General features: G+C 39.8%; 21 protein-coding genes. 13 read left to right on the forward strand and 8 right to left on the reverse strand.

All coding sequences use genetic code 11. The features are described 5' to 3' along the window. Nucleotides 1-44: 44 nt before the first annotated feature. On the reverse strand, nucleotides 45-371 hold the full coding sequence (locus LIS78_RS05850) for a cyclic-phosphate processing receiver domain-containing protein (RefSeq protein WP_195780903.1): 327 nt from the start codon (nucleotides 369-371) through the stop codon (nucleotides 45-47). 454 nt (nucleotides 372-825) lie between these two features. Between LIS78_RS05850 and LIS78_RS05855 the strand changes: the two genes are divergently transcribed. From LIS78_RS05855 to LIS78_RS05885, 7 genes are all read left to right on the forward strand, one after another. Further along, the gene (locus tag LIS78_RS05855; RefSeq protein ID WP_013055865.1) at nucleotides 826-1,803 is read left to right on the forward strand and encodes a carbohydrate kinase family protein; all 978 of its coding nucleotides are present in this window, start codon (nucleotides 826-828) and stop codon (nucleotides 1,801-1,803) included. A gap of 453 nt (nucleotides 1,804-2,256) precedes the next feature. Next, a complete protein-coding gene (locus LIS78_RS05860; RefSeq protein ID WP_013055866.1) occupies nucleotides 2,257-3,120 on the forward strand; it encodes a GRP family sugar transporter in 864 nt (287 codons plus the stop codon). Nucleotides 3,121-3,382: 262 nt separating this feature from the next. Continuing rightward, the gene (locus LIS78_RS05865) at nucleotides 3,383-3,841 is read left to right on the forward strand and encodes a VOC family protein (protein WP_209151143.1); all 459 of its coding nucleotides are present in this window, start codon (nucleotides 3,383-3,385) and stop codon (nucleotides 3,839-3,841) included. A gap of 40 nt (nucleotides 3,842-3,881) precedes the next feature. Next, the gene (locus LIS78_RS05870; RefSeq protein ID WP_252284817.1) at nucleotides 3,882-4,079 is read left to right on the forward strand and encodes a hypothetical protein; all 198 of its coding nucleotides are present in this window, start codon (nucleotides 3,882-3,884) and stop codon (nucleotides 4,077-4,079) included. 166 nt (nucleotides 4,080-4,245) lie between these two features. Further along, nucleotides 4,246-5,379, forward strand: coding sequence for a DUF2087 domain-containing protein (locus tag LIS78_RS05875; RefSeq protein ID WP_209151144.1), 1,134 nt, complete (start codon nucleotides 4,246-4,248; stop codon nucleotides 5,377-5,379). A gap of 62 nt (nucleotides 5,380-5,441) precedes the next feature. Then, nucleotides 5,442-6,764, forward strand: coding sequence for an MATE family efflux transporter (locus tag LIS78_RS05880; RefSeq protein WP_245210699.1), 1,323 nt, complete (start codon nucleotides 5,442-5,444; stop codon nucleotides 6,762-6,764). A gap of 110 nt (nucleotides 6,765-6,874) precedes the next feature. Beyond that, entirely contained in the window at nucleotides 6,875-7,519 is a 645-nt protein-coding gene (locus tag LIS78_RS05885; protein ID WP_252284818.1) for a cupin domain-containing protein, read from the forward strand. Between the two features lie 50 nt (nucleotides 7,520-7,569). Here the strand turns inward: LIS78_RS05885 and LIS78_RS05890 are convergent, their stop codons facing one another. Together LIS78_RS05890 and LIS78_RS05895 are read right to left on the reverse strand one after the other, a co-directional pair. After that, the gene (locus tag LIS78_RS05890) at nucleotides 7,570-8,400 is read right to left on the reverse strand and encodes an LCP family glycopolymer transferase (RefSeq protein WP_252284819.1); all 831 of its coding nucleotides are present in this window, start codon (nucleotides 8,398-8,400) and stop codon (nucleotides 7,570-7,572) included. A 76-nt stretch (nucleotides 8,401-8,476) separates the two neighbouring features. Beyond that, the gene (locus LIS78_RS05895; protein WP_013055873.1) at nucleotides 8,477-8,848 is read right to left on the reverse strand and encodes a PilZ domain-containing protein; all 372 of its coding nucleotides are present in this window, start codon (nucleotides 8,846-8,848) and stop codon (nucleotides 8,477-8,479) included. Nucleotides 8,849-9,424: 576 nt separating this feature from the next. On the opposite strand from LIS78_RS05895, the gene corA reads away from it, so the two are divergent. Continuing rightward, entirely contained in the window at nucleotides 9,425-10,396 is a 972-nt protein-coding gene (gene corA, locus LIS78_RS05900) for a magnesium/cobalt transporter CorA (protein ID WP_013055874.1), read from the forward strand. 39 nt (nucleotides 10,397-10,435) lie between these two features. Here the strand turns inward: corA and LIS78_RS05905 are convergent, their stop codons facing one another. Next, on the reverse strand, nucleotides 10,436-13,627 hold the full coding sequence (locus LIS78_RS05905) for a S8 family peptidase (RefSeq protein ID WP_252284820.1): 3,192 nt from the start codon (nucleotides 13,625-13,627) through the stop codon (nucleotides 10,436-10,438). 452 nt (nucleotides 13,628-14,079) lie between these two features. On the opposite strand from LIS78_RS05905, the gene LIS78_RS05910 reads away from it, so the two are divergent. From LIS78_RS05910 to LIS78_RS05925, 4 genes are all read left to right on the forward strand, one after another. Then, the gene (locus LIS78_RS05910; protein ID WP_245210700.1) at nucleotides 14,080-14,589 is read left to right on the forward strand and encodes an SUKH-4 family immunity protein; all 510 of its coding nucleotides are present in this window, start codon (nucleotides 14,080-14,082) and stop codon (nucleotides 14,587-14,589) included. A 143-nt stretch (nucleotides 14,590-14,732) separates the two neighbouring features. Beyond that, nucleotides 14,733-15,011: a YesK family protein gene (locus LIS78_RS05915; protein WP_209151150.1), complete on the forward strand. Its 279-nt coding sequence runs from the start codon at nucleotides 14,733-14,735 to the stop codon at nucleotides 15,009-15,011. A 1-nt stretch (nucleotide 15,012) separates the two neighbouring features. Beyond that, nucleotides 15,013-15,471, forward strand: coding sequence for a GNAT family N-acetyltransferase (locus LIS78_RS05920; RefSeq protein ID WP_252284821.1), 459 nt, complete (start codon nucleotides 15,013-15,015; stop codon nucleotides 15,469-15,471). A gap of 475 nt (nucleotides 15,472-15,946) precedes the next feature. Beyond that, nucleotides 15,947-16,432 (forward strand): hypothetical protein, encoded by a 486-nt coding sequence (locus tag LIS78_RS05925; protein WP_209151152.1) that lies wholly within the window; start codon nucleotides 15,947-15,949, stop codon nucleotides 16,430-16,432. 220 nt (nucleotides 16,433-16,652) lie between these two features. On the opposite strand, the gene LIS78_RS05930 is transcribed toward LIS78_RS05925, so the two are convergent. The 4 genes from LIS78_RS05930 to nagA all read right to left on the reverse strand — a co-directional run bounded on the left by LIS78_RS05930 (nucleotide 16,653) and on the right by nagA (nucleotide 20,233). Further along, nucleotides 16,653-17,378, reverse strand: coding sequence for an SIS domain-containing protein (locus LIS78_RS05930; protein ID WP_252284822.1), 726 nt, complete (start codon nucleotides 17,376-17,378; stop codon nucleotides 16,653-16,655). A gap of 15 nt (nucleotides 17,379-17,393) precedes the next feature. Then, on the reverse strand, nucleotides 17,394-18,119 hold the full coding sequence (locus LIS78_RS05935) for a GntR family transcriptional regulator (protein ID WP_013055880.1): 726 nt from the start codon (nucleotides 18,117-18,119) through the stop codon (nucleotides 17,394-17,396). 195 nt (nucleotides 18,120-18,314) lie between these two features. Then, nucleotides 18,315-19,046, reverse strand: a complete 732-nt coding sequence (gene nagB / locus LIS78_RS05940; protein ID WP_195780891.1) for a glucosamine-6-phosphate deaminase — start codon at nucleotides 19,044-19,046, stop codon at nucleotides 18,315-18,317. A gap of 2 nt (nucleotides 19,047-19,048) precedes the next feature. Further along, on the reverse strand, nucleotides 19,049-20,233 hold the full coding sequence (nagA, locus tag LIS78_RS05945) for an N-acetylglucosamine-6-phosphate deacetylase (protein ID WP_209151155.1): 1,185 nt from the start codon (nucleotides 20,231-20,233) through the stop codon (nucleotides 19,049-19,051). Between the two features lie 328 nt (nucleotides 20,234-20,561). Between nagA and nagE the strand changes: the two genes are divergently transcribed. Further along, nucleotides 20,562-22,439 (forward strand): N-acetylglucosamine-specific PTS transporter subunit IIBC, encoded by a 1,878-nt coding sequence (nagE, locus tag LIS78_RS05950; protein ID WP_209151156.1) that lies wholly within the window; start codon nucleotides 20,562-20,564, stop codon nucleotides 22,437-22,439. Nucleotides 22,440-22,541: the final 102 nt, after the last annotated feature.

Consider the following 22,541-nt stretch of genomic DNA (forward strand, 5'->3'; position numbering starts at 1 on the left):
AATCGGACAGATTCTGTTGAAATGAATGTGTGAGGGTGTAGGTATCATCGAAGAGGCAGAGGGCATCTTAGAATTTTAATGTTGTTTGGCATTTTATGCTCTTTTTGAGCTTCCTTAAAGCAGTTGTACATTGCTTTGCTGCCTAAATGATTGGCGGAGTGAATCGTAATTCGATCGGCATATAAATGATGCTTTACCATCAAATGCACGAGCATTAATCCATTCCGTGTCTTGCTGAGTAAATCGTGATCGAGTGACAAATGTTCAACGTCAAATGATCTTAGCAGATCAATACATTCATCAATCGTTTCGGCTAAAACATGACCGTCAGGGCATTTGCGATAGTCGTCTAGAAAAACATTGATTTTCATGACTGATTCTCCCTTCCTTGCCTTGTATTTAGTGTAACATACATAATGTCATATACCTACCTAAGTCTATTCGACACATTTTACTGCACTCCTTCTTAAATAGGGGTAAAAACACGAATCTTTATCATTATTTGCATATTCGCGGCGAATAAAGAGGGAATAAGGAAAGAGATGTCGAACGAAAAATGAATAAATAAACAGTTAAAACTGGACATTGCTTTTTTTATCCCTCTATCTTTATGTAAGAAGGCCATTTTAATCCCAGATTTTACAAGGGATGGAAGGGGATTAACCAATAAAAGATTGTCAGAAAAAAACTATCATTTACGATTTTTTTAAAATAAATTGGAAATTTCTCTTTACGAAAAAGATGGTTGGGACGTATAATTTGATTTAAGGATTTTTTGGAACATAGTATGACAATATGACAAAAAAGAAAAGTAAGGTGAATAGAATGGGTAAGTTATTTAGTATCGGTGAAGTATTAATTGATATGATTCCAGCTCAAAAAGGTCTTCAATTGAAAGAAGTGGAATCGTTTACGCGTGTGCCAGGCGGAGCGCCGGCAAACGTTGCGGCAGTTGTTGCTACATACGGTAATGAGTCAGCGCTTATTACAAAAGTTGGAGAAGATGCGTTTGGAGACTTTCTAGTAGATACGCTTCGTGAAGTAGGAGTAGGTACTGATATGGTCTATCGTACAGAAGAAGCAAACACAGCTTTAGCTTTTGTTTCCCTGCGTGAAGACGGAGAAAGAGATTTCAGCTTCTATCGTAATCCTTCAGCAGATTTATTACTAACAGAAGACGAAATTAACCCTGATTGGTTTGCAAGTAACGATCTTCTTCATTTCTGTTCGGTTGATTTAGTTGAAAGCCCTATGAAATACGCTCATATGAAAGCGATTAAAAGCATGAAAGAAAAAGGCGGCGTTATCAGTTTTGATCCAAATGTACGTCTTCCACTGTGGAAAGATCATGAGCTATGCCGTCAAACGATTTTAGAATTTATTCCTCAAGCGCACATTGTCAAAATTTCAGACGACGAGCTGTCGTTTATTACCGGCATTGAAGATGAACAGAAAGCGATTCAGTCTCTATTTACAGGTGACGTTCAAGTAGTTGTGTTCACAAAAGGAGCAGAAGGCGCAACGCTTTATACAAAACAAGCTGTCTATGAATCAAACGGCTACAAAGTAGCAGTTGTTGATACAACAGGTGCTGGAGATGCATTTATTGGCGGATTCCTTTATCAGCTATTAAGCCGCGATGTGTCACAAGAAAACTTAACGGCCATTCTTGACCGCGACCACGATGCTATTTTGCGTTTTGCAAATGCAAGCGGTGCCTTAACGACAACAGGAAAAGGTGCGATCAGTTCGATTCCAGCCAAAGAAGTAGTAGAGCAATTTTGTAAGCCTGTAGCTAACTAAAATGAAAAGGCTTTATCTCTTCTTATTTTCAATCAGCAGAGGCGTTAGTTTCTGCTGATTGCAGATCACATAAGTGGAAGAAGCAGGCTGTGGAGCAAGAAGAAAAAATTTTTTTCTGTTTTTAAAAAATAATCAAAAAAATTTCTAGCTAAACAATAAATGTTCGTGTTAGTATAATACGAGCAGCAAGAAATAGCAGTTTTACCACCATTTATGAAAACGTTATATATTTATCGGTGTAGAAAATTTGATAGGACTAAAGAGCAGTCCTATCAAATTTTCTAGACCTAAGCGTCTGCTGCCCCCCTTGCGGGGTAGGCAGCAGACGCTTAGGTGAACCTTTGAGGGATTATTCAAGGGAGTGTGAGTGCTTGACCCTTGGTGAAAGAAAAGCAGTAGGTTATTACGTACTATGTACATAGATTAGAAATAGGAAAGTAGGTTAAGAGAAAGATGGATATTTTGCTAGGTGTTCTTCCTTCCGTTGCGTGGGGAAGCATGATTTTAGTTAGTATGAAGATGGGCGGTGGACCTTACAGTCAAACGCTGGGAACAATTATTGGAGCATTGATTCTTTCATTTGTTCAGTTTATGATTGTGCAGCCGGTGTTAACGCCAACGCTTGTTATTGTCGGAATTGTTTCAGGTTTATTCTGGTCAGTAGGTCAAAGCAATCAGTTTAAAAGTGTTCCATACCTTGGTGTTTCAAAGTCAATGCCGATTTCAACCGGTATGCAATTAGTATCAACAGCTCTTTTTGGTGTTATTGTATTTAAAGAATGGTCAACGCTTCAAACGATTGTGCTTGGATCTATTGCGATTCTTTTAATACTAGCAGGCGTTGTGCTTTCTTCATTAGACGGTAAAAAAGAAGGTGCACAAGGGGCTCCAGGACAAACGAAAAAAGGAGTTATCACTCTTATCATTTCAAGTCTAGGATTCTTAGTTTACGTAGTTATCGCACGTATCTTCAACGTAGACGCATGGGCAGCTCTATTCCCGCAAGCAATCGGTATGTTAATTGGCGGCTTAATCATTACATACAAACATAAGCCATTTAACAAATATACGATTCGCAATATCTTACCAGGTCTAATCTGGGCATCTGGAAACATGTTCTTATTCTTATCTCAATCAAGACTAGGCGTAGCAACAAGCTTTTCATTATCGCAAATGGGTATCGTTATTTCAATTTTTGGCGGTATTGTCTTCTTGGGAGAAAAGAAAACAAAGCGTCAATTATTCTATGTATCTCTTGCGAGTGTACTGATTATTTCAGGCGGTATCTGTATCGGTCTCGCGAAAGCACACGCTTAATGTATCGATGTAGAAAAACCCCCATGGCTAAAGTGCAGCCATGGGGGTTTTTCTAGACCTAAGGGTTTGAGGCACCCCTTGCGGGGTAGCCTCAAACCCTTAGTCAAAGTCAAGATCAAAACCTTAGTGCTCTTCTGAATTTCAAAGCTGTACGTTCCTGTTGCGGTTTTTCGTTCTTAAGGCTGATTATTTTTCATTCTTTGTTAGGAAGCTGTTTGGTGTGAAATGGCTTATAGTAGTAGAAAAGAATGGAGGGAAGGCTATGATTAAGAGTATTTATGAGACGCATGTGCAGGTGCGGAGTTTGGAGGATTCGATTGAGTTTTATAGACGTCTTGGGCTGACGTTTGTTCATCGAATTGAAGAGAGGCGCTGTGCTTTTTTCTTTGTTGGGGAACAAAAGCAGATGCTTGGGCTTTGGGAAACAGACGAAAAAGAGCTGAAAACCAGTCATTTTGCTTTTGGAATTGCAGCAGCGGATATTCATGAAGCGTTAACGTGGCTGCGTTCAAAAGGTATTGAACCGGAAGAGACTTCGTTTGGAAAGCCGCAAACAGAGCCGATTGTTCATACGTGGATGCCAGCGGCTTGCGTGTATTTTAATGACCCTGACGGCAACCGCTTGGAGTTAATTACGCTTTTGAATGATGAGCCCGTTGTATCTAAGGATTTTCCGTATTTAAGTGAATGGAACAAAGAGACCGGGACGAAATTATTTTAGCCGAGATGAAAAACGAACCATTGATCAAAGTGTTTGATTAGTGGTTCGTTTTTTTTGTGATGTTGAATGTAGGTTTGATCTGTTTCGTTCCTTCAAGCAGTTGATTGGAGGGCAAGGCGAAGACTCCTGCGGGAAAGGCGGAACAGGTGAGACCCCGCAGGAGCGCAAGCGACGAGGAGGCTCACCGGCCGCCCGCGGAAAGCGAAGTCTTGCATGGAAATTAACTGCGGTGTCATAAGCGATCTATATGAGCTCATGTATCCCATTTGTTCGTCTTTAGATTGGATTCATTTCGTTATGTCTCAACCTTTTTTGTGTATCATAAACGTAAGTTTGACATAATAATAAACATATAATATATTTGTTTATAAATTAATAAACAAAATAGAAGGGTGTCTATTTATATGGTAAACGATTTGTTTTGGGAATCATCTTTTGATGATATGAAAAAAGGATACGGGGAAAGCGAAGAGCACTATCACTGCTTACTGTGCGGTGAAAGTATTGAAAAAGGCATTATTTATCCGGTGGAAGGTGTTTTTTATGAAGCAAAACGCTATATGAAGCTTCATGTTGAACAGGAGCACGGGTCTGTATTTCATCATTTAATACAGCTAGATAAAGATGTAACGGGTCTTTCTGATCATCAAAAAAATTTAGTGAAGTTTTTTAAGGAAGGAAAAAGCGATAGTGATATTCAAAAAGAAATGGGCATCGGCAGTTCATCCACCATTCGGAATCACCGCTTTACGTTAAAGAAAAAAGAGCGTCAGGCAAAAGTGTTTTTAACGCTGATGGAACTGTTGAACGACGGGGAAGAAGAGAAGGCGGTACCCATGTCAAATACAGCGCCTAAAAGAAGTCAGCGCTACAGCGTCAGCGATGAAGAACGTGAAAAAATTTTAGCGAAGAATTTTCCGCAAGGTTTAAACGGACCTCTTCGCACCTTTCACTTGCAAGAAAAACACCGTCTTGTTGTTCTTGAAGAATTAAGCGGGCATTTTGATTTTGGTAGCACGTATACGGAAAAAGAAGTAAATGATATGTTAACACCTTTTTATGACGACTACGCCGTGCTGCGACGCTATTTAATTGAGTACGGTTTCTTAGAACGCAGCGCAGACGGAAGCAGCTACTGGAGAAAAGGAGAGATAGGGATGAGTACCGATTCAAAAGACTATAAAAAACAAATGAAACAGCTCGCGAAAGAAGTAAAAACAGAAGGCGGCGTGTATCAAATAAAAAACCTTCACAACGATAAGATTTACATTGGCTCTACGCCTAACATCAAAACGTTAAACGGCGTAAAGTTCACGTTAAAGACGAACACTCATCAAAATAAAGAGCTTCAAAACGAGTGGAATACGTACGGAGCGGATGCTTTTTCAATTGAGATGCTGGAAACGATTAAAAGAGAAGAAGAAAAAGCACTTTCAAAAAAGGATTTGCTGAAACTGGAAGCGAAATGGTTAGAGAAGCTGCAGCCTTACGGCGAAAAAGGCTATCATTCGCCGAAAGCTGATACAAAGGAGAAATAGGTGTGAAGAATCAACATGTTAAAAGTGAAGTAGTGGAATCAGAAAAATCCGTCAGTAAGCTGATGCTTGTGTTTTTGATTCCGCTCATGTTAAGTAACGCCATGCAGTCAGTTGGGCAGCTGGCGGGAAGTATTATTGTCGGAAGAGCGCTTGGAGTTGATGCGTTAGCCGCTATTTCCGCTTTTTTTCCTCTGTTTTTTCTGCTCGTGTCGTTTTCGATTGGAATTGGTTCAGGAAGTTCCATTTTAATCGGGCAAGCGTACGGGGCACAAAATGAAAAACGAGTGAAAGAAATTATCGGTACCACGCTCACGTTTACGTTTTTAGTAGGCATTGTGCTTGCTGTTGCAGGAAGCATATTTGCTCCGGATATTCTTCGGATCATGGGAACGCCGGCTAATATTATTGACGTAACGGTTCACTATGCGCGCATTTTGTTTGTGGCAATTCCTGTTTTGTTTTTATACTTTGTTTATACGACGTTTATGCGCGGAACCGGAGACTCTAAAACGCCTTTTTACTTTTTAGTCGTGAGTACGGTCTTAAACATCATTTTCCTTCCAATTTTAATTTTTGGATGGATCGGAGTGCCAAAGCTTGGAGTGTACGGCGCTGCGTATGCAACGGTGTTTTCAACCGTATTAACGTTCATTATTATGATCGTTTATTTACGCAAGAAAAATCATCCGTTAAAGTTTGACTCATCTATTTCATTAAAGATGGACGGAACGCTTTTAAAGCTGCTTATGCGTTTAGGGATTCCAGCGAGTATCAATATGATTTTAGTTTCTCTTTCTGAAATTGCGGTCATTACGTTTGTAAATGGATTTGGCTCAGACGCTACAGCAGCGTACGGAGCGGTGAACCAAGTGGCAAGCTATGTACAAATGCCGGCAATCAGCTTAGGAATTGCGGTTTCTATTTTTGCGGCGCAGTCGATTGGTGCCAATAAATTTGAGCGTTTAAAAGAAGTTATTCGCTCTGGAATTATGCTGAATTACGTCATTGGCAGCGTATTGATTTTACTTATTTATCTCTTTTCCAATCAAATTTTAGCTCTGTTTTTAACAAGTCAGCACACGCTCCATATTGCCGAAGAGCTGTTAGTGATAACACTTTGGAGCTATTTGATTTTCGGTCATGCGCAAATTATTACCGCTACGATGCGAGCAAGCGGTACTGTGCTTTGGCCTACGGTATTTAGTATTATGGCTATTTGGTGTGTGGAAGTGCCCGTAGCCTATGTGTTATCGCAGTTTACATCTCTTGAAATCAAAGGGATTTGGATTGGATATCCAGCGGCGTTTGTGGTCAGCTTAATCCTGCAGTACAGCTATTATCAATTCGTATGGAAGAAAAAGAAAATTGAACGTCTTGTCGGATAAAAAACGAGTGGAAACGCTCGTTTTTTATTTTCCCTAATTAAAACACCCTTAGCTAAGAGTTTTAATAGGATAGTGCATATAACTTTTTGATGAAAAGAGGGTATGACACTATGAGTAAATCTGGATTTGTGCCGGATAATTCAAATATCAAAAAAAGCTCAGGAACGCCTAATCTGTCAGTGAACTATAAGCAAAATGTCCTGTTTAAACGAAATGATCAAAATATAGCGTATCGATTAACATCAACTCAGCTGCCTGCTATGCTCGGAGGTGCTTTTGTTGATTTATATATGACAAAAGGGCATATGAGAGAACCGCACTGGCATCCAAACGCCTGGGAATTAGATGTCGTCGTTTCAGGCGAAGTGCAGGTATCTATCTTAGACCCTGATACAAGCAGTATGCACAATTACCGAATAAAAGAAGGTGAAGTTGTTTTTATACCGATGGGCTGGTGGCATTGGATTGAGCCCTTATCGGAAGAAGCGCATCTTCATCTCTTTTTTAACAATGATCAATTTGAGTCTACAGAAGGATCCGACGTGCAGCGCTTGACGCCTCCGATCGTGTTTCAAAAAGCATACGGAGTAAGCGCAAGCGAAGTGGCAGAAGCCGTTGCTCCGATTACGGATACGGTTGTAATTGGACCGCCTAATGATCATTCTTTTTATCAAAAGAGCTATCTCAAAGATGAACGGGATGAAAGAATTGTGGTTAAAATAAATGAAAAAGTGGTGCCTGCTGAAGATAAGTAGCATAAAAAACCATTGAGCCTGGGGTCAATGGTTTTTTCGTGAGGCGTTTTTTATAAAAACAGCTCGTTGCGTTCTAAGTGCTTGTACAGCCGCGTTGTGACTTGTTTTTGATTCCATTCGTTTTGCGGAAACTGCTGCTTATCTACGTGAGCAACGGCCGGCTTATAGGTTTTTTGAATTCGTTTAATTTCATTAAAGGTTGCGTTGGTTTCAATGTGATCAGCGAGCGTAAATACAAGAGAATGCAGCTTTGCAACATTGGGAATCGTAGCTGCTTGGCTGAAAATGGCTTTCGCTACGGACAGCTGTCTTTCATGCGCAGTAAAGATGTCTTGCTCATTACGCTCCTTTAAAAAAACAAGCGCTTCTTTTCCGTTAAGGCGAATCGATCCTTTTGGAAACACAATGTTGCTATGTTCAAAAGCACGTTTGTTTGTGACGATAATGCCGCCTAATTTATTTACAGCATCGACGACTGACTGCTGATCCATTTTGACATAATAATCAACAGGAAGCTTTGCATATGCTTCAACTTTCTTTACAACAGCATTCATATTTCCTCGGTGATAAATGGTTCGCAGTGTTTCATTGCCGAGCTGAGTTGACCCTGGCAAGTGGGTCATTTTTATTGACTCATGCTGTTTATTAACAGTCATATACATAAATGAAGTATTTTGATGGTTTTCTTGGATTAAAAGCAGGGAAAACGGTTGCCCTTTTTTTAAATTGACGTGTGTTTTGTTACCATGCTCAAGCGGTACATACGTTTGATCAACGGCAGCTTTCACCGTATGATAGCCTGCAAATGTGATGCTGACAAAACTGACGAGTAAAAATAGTACGAGACCGCCAATCCACTCTTTTTTTGCTTTGCTGCTCATCGTCTCACCTTTTTCTATCGAAGTCGTTCGTAGTATTGCCATCTTAAAAGGGGAGTAAAACAAATGAGCGCTATTTTTATTGCGTATCTCGCTTTTTCTTGGCGTAGGTCTTGAGTTCTGTAATTAAGATCGCTTGTTCTTCCACATCGTTAAACGCTTCAATGCCATAAAGGTATTCGGTGTGCCGTTTTTCTTTCCACACGCAAAGTCCGGTAATATGGATGGGTTTTTCATTTAAATAAAAGCTGATTTTTAGCTGAATTTGATGGTTAAAAATAGGTAAATCAAGCGGCGTAATTATTTTGATTCCTTTTGGTGAAAGGTCGATAACAGACAAAGGACCGGGCTTAGAATCGATTTCTTTGTTGTCGTATTTAGCAATGGAAAACGTTCCAACAATGGGAGTCTCAAATAAAAAGCGAAACGGTTCTTCACGTTTAAAATGCATGTATCATCAGTCCTTTTCGTAATCTAAGTTTGTTAAGTAAGTATTCGCTGAAAGTCTAAAAATTCCTACACGTTTTTCCCCACCACCCATATAATGTTTATCGATGTAGAAAATCTCATATGACCACAGACCGGTCATGTGAGATTTTCTAGACCTAATCGTAGGCGATCCCCCTTGCGGGGTTGATCGCCTACGATTAGGTGAACCTTTGTGGGAGGATTCAAGCGGTCTTAGTTATCGATTGCCGATTGTTAGTAAGGCATTCGTAAGAAGTATAATAACTGCTTTTATAGTATCGGAAGTTTTGTTTGAAACTTTAAATGGTGAGGAAAAGGTTTTGAAAAAAGCGCTACGCTAGAGTTGGATTGTATGTTAAAATTAAACTTTGTGAAGTAGCTGTATTACAAGTCAGCGTTCCTTCAACTAATTAGGAGGTGAGATGAATGGGCACTGATGACCCCATTTCGATGAAGGTTACTGCAAAACAAGATAGGGGCAACAAAGGTGTATATGTTCCTCTCATTTCAACGAAGGAAAATACTCCTTAATGCCTCAATGATGTGAGGTGAAAAATCAATGATTAAAACGTACTTATATGATGATGAAACAAAAGAAATGGTAACGAATCTTGATTTAGGAGACGTGCATGAAAAATTGCGCAATCCTGATAATTTGCTGTGGATTGATCTGTATGATGTCCACGGACAAGAGCTTGCTCAAATTGCTAAATTATTCGATTTTCACCCATTGGCGATTGAAGACTGCTTACACGACAGTCCTCGCGCTAAAATGGATGATTACGAAGACTATAAATTTTTCGTTTTTCACGCGCTTCGCTATAACGAAGAAAGTGATGACGAGATTACGACGCTTGAGTTAAATGCCTTTGTCGGATCAAATTACGTAGTGACGATTCATAAACATAAAATGGGCTGGCTTCGCAAAATGGATGCTGTGTGCTCACGCTATCCAAAGTTTATGAACCGCGGCGCCGACTTTTTACTGTATGCTTTGATTGATGGCATCACGGACGAATACTTTCCGATTTTAGACCGAATTGACATGCGTATTGATGAATTAGAAGATGAAATCTACAACAAAGAAGTGCGCGGAGTGACGGAAGAGTTCTTGGCGTTAAAAAGAACGATTATCTTAATCCGGCGTGTTATTCTGCCTCAGCGCCGAATTTTCTTAACGGTGAATGGAAAGTGGAAATTCGACATACGAGAAGAAAATGTTCCTTTCTACATTGACTTGCTTGACCACTTAGAGCGTATTGTAGACTCTGCTGAAACATTTAGAGACCTCGTAAACAGTGCACTTGATACGTATTATTCTATTACCAATGCAACTTCATCTGAAAAGCTGAACGTCTTAACGCTGATTTCAACGATTATGCTTCCGCTAACGTTCGTAACCGGATTTTTTGGCATGAACGTACCGATTCCCTATCAAAATTCCCACTGGGCTACTGCTGTTATTATCGTTATGTTAATTGTGTTAACGTGGGGAATGTGGAAATACTTTAAAAACAAACAGCTTTTATAACAAAAAGGCACTTGGCCATAAGCCAAGTGCCTTTTTTCTTTATTTTGTCACCGTTTTTGCTGTTGCTTTACTCGTATTGTTCGCTTTGTCTTTTGCCGTTACGCTTAAGACTGTTTTTTCTTTTTGCTTTTTAATTTTTACTGAGTATTGCCCTTTGCTGTTTGCAGCAGCAGAGCCAATGCTTTTTTTGTTTACTGTTACCGTTACGGTAGCATTTGCTTCTGCTTTACCTGTTACAGCCGTGCTTTTTGTTGTGACAGCATTTACGCTTGGTGCAGCAGGGGGTGTTTTATCGCTCACTTTTACAGTCGTAGCTTTACTTGTGTTGTTAGCTGCGTCTGCCGCTGTTACGCTGATTGCTGTACCTGCTTTTTGTTTTTTAATTGTCATGCTGTACTGGCCTTTTGCATTGGCTTTTGCTTTGCCGATTTCTTTGTTGTTCACTTTCGCTACAACAGATGCATTTGCTTCAGCTGTTCCTTTAATAGCCGTATCCGCGTCGCTGACTGGATTCACTTTAGGTGCATTTGGAGCAATAACGTCACGCACCGTTACTTTTACTTCTTCACTTTCTTGTTGTTGGCTGTTTGTAGCTGTAATGTACAAAACTGTGTTTTCTTTTTGTTTTGGAATTTTTACTTTGAACGCGCCTTTTGCATCAGCTTTTGCTGAAGCAATCACTTTCTTAGCGCTGTTTTTAACATTTACCGTAAAATTCGCTTTAGACGTTCCTGTTACGTACTCATCTTTATTCGTTACGGCTTTTACCGCTGGTTTGGCAGGTGCTTTTTGAACAACTGCACGAATGTTCGTACTTGCTTTTCCATTTGTAACAACCACTTGTAAAACCGTATCAGCTTTTTGAGCTGGAATGTTTACAGAGAACGTATTTTTTGCATCAGCTTTGGCTGTGCCAAGTGTTTTTGAGCCGTTCATTACTTTAACAGTTGAACCGCTTTGAGCTTTACCTGTAACAATTTTTTGCGTGCTGACAAATGTATTTACCTGCGCTTGCAGCTGCTGTGCACTTACCGCGCTGTATGCATTTAAACGTCCCCATCCTGATACGTAATCGTAGCCTGGAGCAGGAGGTTCTAATGGACTTTCTTCATCATCGTATACAGGAGCATCTTTTTCATCAAATTTAATATCTTTGGCTGTATCCGTTAGGCGCTTTTCAACGTCTTTTGGCTTTAAGCCTGGGTTTTGCGATAGCAATAATCCCGCAACGGCTGCCACGTGAGGCGTTGCCATTGATGTTCCGCTTAAATAAGTGACGTTCCCGTCTGGAACAAGACTTGGAATATCAGAGCCTGGAGCTGTAATATCTAATCCTTTTCCGTAGTTTGAGTAGTCAGATACGATATCTAAACGGTTTGATGCGCCTACTGAAATCGCATAGGCAGATGAAGCAGGGTAAGAGAGCTCTTCCATACCGTCGTTTCCACTTGCAGCTACAACCGTTACGTTATGATCGTATGCGTATTTTAACGAATATTCAAGCACGCGGCTGTAAGATCCGCCAAGGCTTAAGTTAATGACTTTTGCACCGTGATCAACCGCGTATTTAATACCGTACGCAATTTGTTCTGTATCTCCGCTTCCAGATGCGTCTAAAATTTTAACCGGTAAAATTTTTGCATGAGAATTAATGCCGGCCATTGAATAGTTATTGTTTGCAGAGGCTGCGATAATACCTGCTACGTGAGTTCCGTGTCCGTTGTCGTCTGTTGCATTTGACGAACGATCTACGTAGTTATAGCCTGTTTTTGTATCCACCACGCCTTTTAAATCAGCTAGTGATGAATCGACGCCCGTATCCGCAACGGCAATAACCGTATCTTTTAATTTTTGGCCGTTTAGTAATTTTTCAAGTGATTCGTATTGAATATCGGCATGTTGAGTACCGTCATTTTTACCCGTATTGTTTAATGACCATTGATACGGATATTGTGAATCCATTGAAAGAGCGTGGTACTCTTGAACCGGCTCGATAAATTCAGTTTCAGGAAGTGCCTGAATTTGTTTTGCCGTCATTTTACCTTGAGCAGACGACGTGCTGAAGCTTTTTGCATTGCTGTCATCTAATTGAATAACAAACATATTATCAAAAGAAGCAGCTGATTGTTTTAATGGATTAATAGATTCAATGCCTGCTGATTTTGACTGTGCTTTTGTTTTGAATGATTTAGCATTTGCACCATCTTTTAATTTAACAATATAGCGAGTCTCAGCTTTTGTTGAAACGCTGTTCGCGCTGACTAATTTAGCTCTTACTAATACAGACGACACATTTAAGTCCGTAACGTCTTTTAATTTTGTCTGTGCTGCTACTTTTTCTAAGTCTTTCTTTAAAGCAGCTGGAACAGATTTGTACGCGATGCTGTATAAATCATTGATGGCTTTTTGGTCAGCACTTGTAATCATATATGTGCTTGATGCGCCGTTTTTCGCCACATCTGTAAACAAACTTTTTAGCTGAACTAAATCTTTGTATACTTGTTCACGCATCGATTTATCAATAATCATTTTAGAGCTGATAAACGGAGCGGCTTTGTAATAAAGAGAAGAAAGGTCTTTTCCGCTTGCTGTTTTTGAAAGCACAGCGTCGCGAATTGTACGCAAATCTTTTAAAATACCTTTTCCGTTTTCTTTTTGGCTTGTACTTAATTCAGCCGGGCATTCTTCTGCCATCATTTGAGAAGGGGGAAGTGAAGCGCCTTCATAGCTGATTGTGTAAGGCACTTCTGTTTTTAATTCCGGCTGGGGTTCAGAAGGAGTTTGTCCATCTTCTCCGGTATCATCTTCAATGATAAGATCTTCATCTCCGTAATACTCAACCTTTACATAATAAGGACCTGTCCAAGCGATTGGAAAATCTAGTTGAGCAGGCTCGTCTTTGTAAGAGTATCCCATATAACGGTCAAATGCCACGTTGTTTTTGGCATCTTCAAGACTAGAGTAAACCGTGATGTTTACTTCATCATCACTTTGCAGCTTAATTCGGTAGTGTGAAAACTTTGCTACATCTTGTTTAGAAGGATTAATCTTGTACCAATGTGCTTGTTCTGGTTCTGTAAATGTTCCTTTTGCTGCTTTACCAATGCTTAATGTTTTTTCATTAGCAGGGGGATTGCCTGCTGCTTGTGTTTTCAGTAAGCCTAATTGGCTAAAACACAAGGTGAACATTAAAGCAAAAGCAATAAAACGATAAATTGACCCTTTTTTCATGTTAAACCTCCAAAAAATATAGTAAAAAATAGGAATTACATACCTATTAAACCATAAAGTTTGAAAAAATGTAAATAATTACTGTTTCTTATTTTGAAATTCTGTAAAGTTATTAATCTCGTAAAATAAATAGTGAGATAAGTCCTAGTTGCAAAAGGTAGAAAAAATTGGCAGAATAAAGAGTGACCTGTCTATAAAAGGCGAGGGCACGCTTAAAAGGAAAGAAGGGAATGAGGATTATTTTTAAAAACAGCATTCAGCGGAGAAAATTTGATCGGTTTCTTTTTACCTGTGTTTATAAAGAGGAGATCGGGCTATATAAATAAAGATTGGAAGAATTTTCAGTCTAATTAAGTTCATTTGTAGCATATAATACGAGCTGGATTTCTTTTATAATAAACAAAAGCAAACTAAGAGCAAATGGTGAAAAGGAGTGAAAGAAGTTGTCAAATGTGATGCAACGACACGAAAAACGAATGAAGTTTGATGCCGAACAGCTTGCACCCCTTGATATTGATAAAGAGATAAAGAAGTTGCTAACAGAAAAAGGATTGCCAAAAGAAGCTTCACCATTTCTAGAGTTCGTTTCATCCAAAGGGAAGTTAACAACGCTATGCGAAACATTTCAGTTATCATCTCGCTACCAACACTATTGGTTTTTAGGAACAACAGGTGCCGGAGATCCAATTTGTCTTCATCATAAAAACGGTTCTGTTGTGCTGCTCGATACGTCTAACGATGACTGCGAGCGCTTTGTTAATACAACTTTTCCGCAGTTTTTAGCATGCTTAGATGTGTTTGAAGAACTAGTAGAAGAAACGATTCAAGCTAACGGAGAATCTGCATACTTAGAGCGGCACATTCCTGCTGAGGTGCTGCAACGATGCAAAAAGCGTATGAATGAAATTGATGAAGCTTGTTTAGCCCCTTATTCTTTTTGGTCCAAAGAATTTTCTTTTTAATAATATAGCAGAAAAATAGACATGACCACTTTTGGTCATGTCTATTTAATTGTGGCTGCAAGCCTATAAATCTACATAGAATAAATAGAAAGAGTGTTATATAATGGATATAAATCCCTTTTTTAGGCGAGAGGAGGGTGTAAATGATTTCATTACTAGGGTGGATGAGCATGTTCTTTGTGCTGCTTTTCAGTGCGTCTTATTTCTTCTATAGAAAGAACTCGCCCGTACAGTACGGAATTTCACTTAGCAGCATCCTAATGAGCATATTTCTATTTTTATATAGCATACTTGGAGTTGAAGGCTTTGAAGGAATGGGTCTAGGTGCTTTAGTGGTTGCTTTGTTTGTGGCGTCGGTTCTGAGTTTGTTTGTCAGTGTTCTTTTTAACATAATAAATAGACACGGGAAAGGTGCTGTATGAAATGGGAGAAATAACTTTTAGAGAAGCAGTGCGGGAAGATTTAGATCAAATTGTTGGAATGCTTGCTGATGATATACTCGGAAGCAAACGTGAGCGCTATGAATTACCGCTTCCAGACTGTTATGTTCAAGCATTTCAGGCGATTGAGGGGGATCCGAACAATGAACTGATTGTCGCATGTAAAGGTAATAAAGTAATAGGTGTTCAACAAATTACTTTTACGCCCCATATTGTACGACAAGGCGGATGGAGAGCAACGATTGAAGGAGTTCGAACCGCTTCGTCAGAGCGTGGGAAAGGGATTGGATATCAGCTGATCACATGGGCGATTGAACGAGCGAAAGAACGTAATTGTCATTTAGTACAATTAACAACTGATAAAGAACGGTCAGGGGCTTTACGATTTTATCAAAAACTTGGATTTACAGCTTCTCATGAAGGGCTAAAGCTTCATCTGTAATCCGCTCTTAATTATTATATTCCTGTGGAAAGAATTTTTTGAAAAAATGAGTTTTTTCCGTTTAGTTCAATTGAAGCGTGGTATATAAATAGTACAGGGCCAATAGAAATTCTTCTAAGGCTACTGTGAAAGGTAAATACTTAGTTTCATGAAGGGACTGATTTAGTTTTGGAAGACTTAACAGCAACTTCAGCAAACGTATTACCTCACATGAAAAGCAGATATTCTGATCTGACGATTGGCACTCTCGTTATGAACCGATATACGTAGCGAAAGGGCCTCACAAGGGCAAATGAACATGAAGCAGTCAGTATGATAGGAAGAGAAGAACCTGTATCAGTTTTGATGCAGGTTCTTTTTTGTGAGATGCAGAAGAAAACTTATATAAAGCTTCGGGAGGGATTTACATGTAAAATCTATAGGTATGGTAAACTATTTGAAATTGTATCGGCACGAAAAAGGAAGGAGAAGTTCTATGGATACACGCGAGCTCTTTTATTACATTTATCAAAAGAGTGTCACAGCGGAAAAACATTATTTACCATGGGCACTTTCTATGCTGCAACGTGAACAGGATTCTTTGTCTCTTTCTATTTTAGCTTCTCTCCGCCCGCCTTATAATCTCTTTGAAATAGAAGATTATTTTCAGCGTACTTTAACAGAGCTTTCCTTATCGGAACCGAGTGAACAGGAATGTACAGATTACCTGATCTATACGCGGCTTCAAACAATTGTGCAGTATGAAGAAATGGCGCTAACAGAAGCCAATCACTTATACACCATGTTCATTGAGCTCGACTGTCCGATTGAGTTAGTAGGTTGGCTTGAAATTAGTGATATGATAGATGACTATCAGTACGGAGACAATTATTTTAACATCACAGATGAAATCATACATACAACTATTATGAAAGAAGCTAAAAGCCAGCTGGAACATTACCGTAAGAAAATCCTCAAATGAAGGCATTACAAAATTTCTTATAACTCATTTGACACCTAAGGTATAAAAGAGTATACTTATGTTAAACATAGTAATAATGTTGGATAAGTAGGTTATGGTGCTGTGAACAAGACTTCTACTGATAAAGAGGAGATCCTAGTCCAAATCGTACAGTCCGACTTTGATGAGATGCTTTTAAGCATCTTTTTTTGTACAAAAAAACAGCCGCACGGGCTGTTTTCTATAGAGAAGTAATTCTTCCTTTGTAAGTATCAATCAACCGCCGATTATGTTCATCTGAACCTTCCATGTTTCCACTTAAAAAGACAGGAGGCGTGATGCCGCGGCTGAGCAGTTTTTGAATGGTTCTAGATAGGATATCGTTTAAGATAGCGCCTCCAATTACAGTAGAACCAGAAGCGAAGGAAATGTCTTGCTGATGAAGAAGAACGTCTCCTTTTGGAATATGATTATTAATGACAAGATCAACGACATCATGAAGGTACTTTCCACTTTTATGTCGTGAAGCCCGGCTTGTGGCATAAGAAGGAGAGGTAAGCCCAATAACAAAGGCACCTTTTTCTTTTGCAATTAAGGCCACATCAATAGGAACGGGGTTTACGCCCGATGTAGAAATGACAATTATAATATCACCTGGTACGATATCTTCTTTTTCCATAAATGTGTGAGCATAGTCGTTTTTCCGCTCTAATTGCGAAGAGCGTGAAGCTCCTTTGTGAAGCATCAGTTCTTCTACAAAAATAGGATGAATTGGTGCAAGCCCTCCGGAACGGTAAAACACTTCTTCCGTTAAAATATGAGAATGACCGCACCCAAATAAATGAATGAGGTGATGAGCAGCTAATTGCTGTGAAATTTTCTCGGCTGCGGATTCAATTGCCAGCTGTTCATGCGCCTCCACTTTGGCAAGCAGTTTTGTTAGTTCCTGTAGATATAAACTAGACATAAAAAAACTCCTTAGTTAAGATCGTGTCATGTTAATCGTAAACTTATAGCGGTCTGCTCGGTACGAAGACTTCACCACTTCAAGCGGCGTGCCGTCTTGCAAATACGTATTTCTTTGAATCAATAGAACGGGTGAATATGAGCTGATTCCAAGATGCTTCACTTCGGTTTCAGAAGCTAAAATGGATTCTAACGTTTGATTGGCTTCGCCAATTTTTAGCCCGAGCTCTTCTTCAATATAGCGATAGAGAGAGTCATTAACAATGGATTCTGTTAATCCTTTGACTAAGTTAGCGGATACATATACGCTTTCAAGCGCCATTGGCACGTCGTCAGCTAAACGAATACGCTTGATTTCATAAACGGGTGCATGAAGAGAAATTTGCAGCTGCTCGGCAATTTTTTCTGAAGCCGCAATAATTTCAAAGCTCAGCAGCTTACTGCTTGGCACCATTCCGCGCGCTTTCATATCTTCTGTAAAACTCGTTAATCCAACGAGCTGCTGCTCAAGCTTTTTTTCAGAAACAAAGGTGCCGCGGCCTTTTTGACGGTATAAATAACCGTCGTTTACTAAATTGTTAATCGCTTGGCGAACGGTCATTCTGCTGATTTCAAATCTTTCTGCAAACTCTCGTTCAGAAGGAAGCGAATCATTTGGTTTTAACTCTCCGTTTTCAATTTGTTTTTTCAACTGTTCTTCAATTTGATAATAAATCGGAAGAGGTGAGCTTTTATCAATCACTTAAGTTCTCTCCTTTATGTAAACCTCCTCATCTAAAAAAGACGAGGAGGTATGTTATCTATATATACTCTAACTAATAGTCAGAGATCTTTCTTTCATAAAGACGGATTGATTATAGCCGGGGTAGGCTACTTGACTATTCTTTCAAAGGTTAGAAAATTCAAATTGGCCGCTCTTTGGTCATATTTGAATTTTCTACATCGATACTTTAGCTAAAGCTTCTTGGTCCGCAATAATTGTAACACAGTGATGCTTCTTTAAAATAGAAGCAGGAAAGTCTTCTGTGATTTCTCCGTTAAGCAGTTGATACATCGCTTCTGCTTTGGCTTCCCCAGAGATAAGCAGTAAAATTTCTTTACTTTTCATAATCGATTCAATTCCCATTGTAATAGCCTGAGTAGGCACTTCGTCAAGAGAATTAAAGTAGCGCGCATTCGCTTTTCGCGTTGATTCTTCTAACGTCACAATATGAGTAGGAGAGTTGAATGACGTACCAGGTTCGTTAAAGCCAATATGTCCGTTTTGACCGATTCCAAGGATTTGAAGGTCAATGCCTCCGTGATTTTGAATCATTTCATCGTAGCGGCGGCATTCTTCTTCAGGCGTATCAGCTAGGCCGTTAGGAACGTGCGTGTTGCTTACGTCAATATCAATGTGATTAAATAACGCATCTGCCATATAGTAGTGATAGCTGTTTGGATCTTGCGGCTTCATTCCGACATATTCATCTAAGTTAAAGGAAGTAACGTGTTTGTAAGACGTGCCGTGCTCCTTATGATCTTGAATTAAACGATCATATAATCCTTTCGGCGTGCCTCCCGTTGCAAGTCCCAGATTCATATTTGGTTTTTCATGAAGTTTGCTAATCAGCATATCAGCTGCTTTTGCACTCATTTCACTGTAATTTTTCACTTGGATGATATTCATTGTTAGTCCTCCTTTTGAAAGCTCAATGTGCCTCGGCAAAATGTCATTTCAACATCTAAGTTTTCATTTAACACCACGATATCCGCATCTTTTCCAATTTTGAGGCTTCCTTTTGTATCGAACAGATTAAGCTGTTTTGCTGGGTTTTCAGCGGTCATTTTTACGATGTCTTCTAATGAACAGTTCGTAAAGCTCATCGTGTTTTTAATCGCATCGTTCATCTTTAAGATGCTTCCTGCTAATGTTCCGTCTGCAAGGGTAGCCGTTGTATCGTTTACGTGAACAGGCTGTCCTCCTAAATCATACGTACCGTTTTTTAGCCATTTGGCACGAAGAGAATCCGTAATAAGAATCATGCGTTCACTTGTAATTTGATCGTACGCAAGCTTGACCATTTCAGGTCGGCAGTGGATGCCGTCTGTAATTAGCTCTACAAATAATTCATCTCTCAAATACGCGGCCCCTAATACGCCCGGCTCTCTATGGTGAAGACCGCGCATGCCGTTATATAAGTGCGTAATATGAGACGCTCCTGCTTCGATGGCTTCACCAACTTGATCGTATGTGCTGTCGGAATGGCCAATAGAAGCGACGACGTTTGTTTCTTTTAAATAAGAAGTAAGCGCTAAGCCGTTTGGCTGCTCCGGAGCTAATGTAACAAGTTTAATATGTCCTCCGGCTGCTTTTTGCCACTCTTGAAACAGTGTCACATTCGGATCTTGAATGTGAGTAGGCGGCTGTGCGCCCGCACGTTTTGGTGAAATAAACGGACCTTCTAAGTGAATACCAACTACTTCAGCATCCGCATCTGTTTGCTCTTCGATATAAGTGCCGGCATTGCGAAGCGCTTTTTCAACCGCTTCATTCGACTGCGTCATAGTGGTTGCTAAAAAGCTTGTTGTACCTTCTTTTGGGAGCGTGCGCGCCATTGTTTTTAATGCTTCTGCTGTACCGTCCATCGCATCGGCATTGTTAACGCCATGAATATGCACATCAATGGCACCCGGAATAACTTTATAGGAAGGAGAAAGTTCAATTACATGGTCTTTTGGCTGACGTACGTATTGATGTATCTCTCCGATTTCAGTGATTTTTTTGTTCGTTAGTTTAATATACCCATTTTTTAATGTCTGATTTTCACTATAAACGGTTACATTATAAATAATGATGGATGAATGTGTATCCATACATACACTCCTTTGCTCGTTGTATTGATTTAAGTGTAACGCTTTTTGGAATAGTTGTCTAGACCAGTTGATTCTTTTTTGTGAACTAGAAAGTTTTGTAAGGGCTTTTAACATTGATATAGAGAGGTTTTTAAAAAGAAAATTGGTATAGACAACTATATATTTTATGTGCTAGTATGAGTCCATGCAGTAAAACCGCCGTTATTTCAGCTGATGATGTAATCATAGGCCGGGGATGAATGCGGTAACTTGTCATCCGATAAATATTGTTACGAAAATCCTTGCTCGTAACATCGGGTTAAATACGTTATACAAAGGGGATAGAAACATGCTGAATTTTTTACAACGTATTGGTAAATCGCTTATGCTGCCAATCGCAGTATTACCTGCTGCGGCATTGCTTCTTCGTTTGGGTCAAAAAGACTTATTGGATATTCCGTTTATGGCTCAAGCCGGAGATGCGATTTTTGCGAATTTAGCACTACTGTTTGCACTCGGTATTGCTGTAGGGCTTTCAAAAGATGGAAGCGGCGCAGCAGCACTTGCCGGAGTGGTCGGTTATTTTGTTTTAACAAAAGGGACTGTAGCTATTGATAAAGATATTAACATGGGTGTACTCGGCGGGATTGTCTCGGGGGTAACGGCTGGTTTACTATACAATCGTTTCTCAGCCATTAAGCTGCCAGAGTGGCTCGGCTTCTTTGCAGGAAAGCGGTTTGTACCGATTATTACCTCAGTCGTTATGCTTGCGCTTGCAGGAATTTTTGGCGTTATTTGGCCGCCGATTCAAGATCAAATTAACAACTTAGGAACGTGGATTACAGGAGCAGGAGCACTTGGTGCAGGTATATACGGATTTTTGAACCGTCTGTTGATTCCAATTGGACTGCATCACGTGTTAAACAGCTTAGTATGGTTTGTATTCGGAGACTATCACGGTGTAACGGGAGATTTGAATCGTTTCTTTAAAGGCGATCCAACGGCAGGAACATTTATGTCTGGATTCTTCCCGGTTATGATGTTTGGTTTACCGGCAGCTGCGCTTGCGATGATCGCAGCAGCTAAAAAAGAAAAGCGCAAACAAGTCAGCGGTATGTTAATTGGACTTGCTGTTACTTCTTTTTTAACGGGAATTACGGAACCAATTGAATTTCTATTTATGTTCGTAGCACCGCTATTATACGTTATTCATGCCGTTTTAACGGGAATTTCGATGGCTTTAGCCGTTGCTCTGGGTATTCACGCTGGATTTGGATTTTCAGCAGGGGCCATTGATTTCTTCTTAAACTACGGAATTTCACAAAAACCGCTGCTGTTAGCAGGAATTGGAATTGTGTATGCAGTCATTTACTTTGTCATTTTCTACACGCTCATCAAAGCATTAAATTTAAAAACACCGGGACGTGAAGATGATGAAGAAGTAGACACATCAAACGAAACGGTTGTGGCAACAGGCGATAAATATGTGGATATGGCGTCTTATTTTATTGAAGATTTAGGCGGAAAAGAAAACTTAACCGTAATTGATAACTGTGCGACTCGTCTTCGCTTACAAGTAGCTGATGCCAGCAACATTAACGAAGCTGCCTTAAAGCGTCACGGAGCGAGAGGAATCATGAAGCTCAGCAAAACAAATGTTCAAGTAATTGTCGGAACAGAAGTAGAGTTTGTTGCAGACGCAATGAATCAATTAGTTAAATACGGCACAGCGTCAACCGCTGCACCTGTTGAACAACAGGCTGTTCAAGCAGACGCACACACAGAGTTTGTTTTACCGTTTGAAGGCGTTGTAAAGCCGCTTAGTGAAGTGGAAGATCAAGTATTCTCACAAAAAATGATGGGCGACGGTTTTGCGATTGAACCTATTGAAGGAACGCTCGTATCACCGATTGACGGTGAAGTAATGACCGTATTCCCAACAAAACATGCGATTGGACTAAAAACAGTCGAAGGAATTGAAATCCTGATTCACGTTGGGTTAGACACGGTGAATTTAAAAGGAGAAGGATTTGAAGCGCTTGTTCAAGAAGGGGACAGTGTTCAACAAGGAATGCCTCTTTTACAAGTGAATTTAGAGTATGTTAAAAAGCATGCACCTTCTATTGTGACACCAGTTGTATTTACCAACTTGCCAGCGGATAAAGAAGTGAAGCTGTTAAAAACAGGCTATCAAAAGCAAGGCACAAAAGACGTTATTACATTTTAATCAAAAGAGACTGGAACAAACGTGTTTTAGTTGAAGGAAGATCCGAACGATGAATCGTTCGGATTTTTTCATTGTGATGGTGAACGTAGGCTTAATCTATTT

Source organism: Priestia megaterium (assembly GCF_023824195.1).
GTDB lineage: Bacteria > Bacillota > Bacilli > Bacillales > Bacillaceae_H > Priestia > Priestia megaterium_D.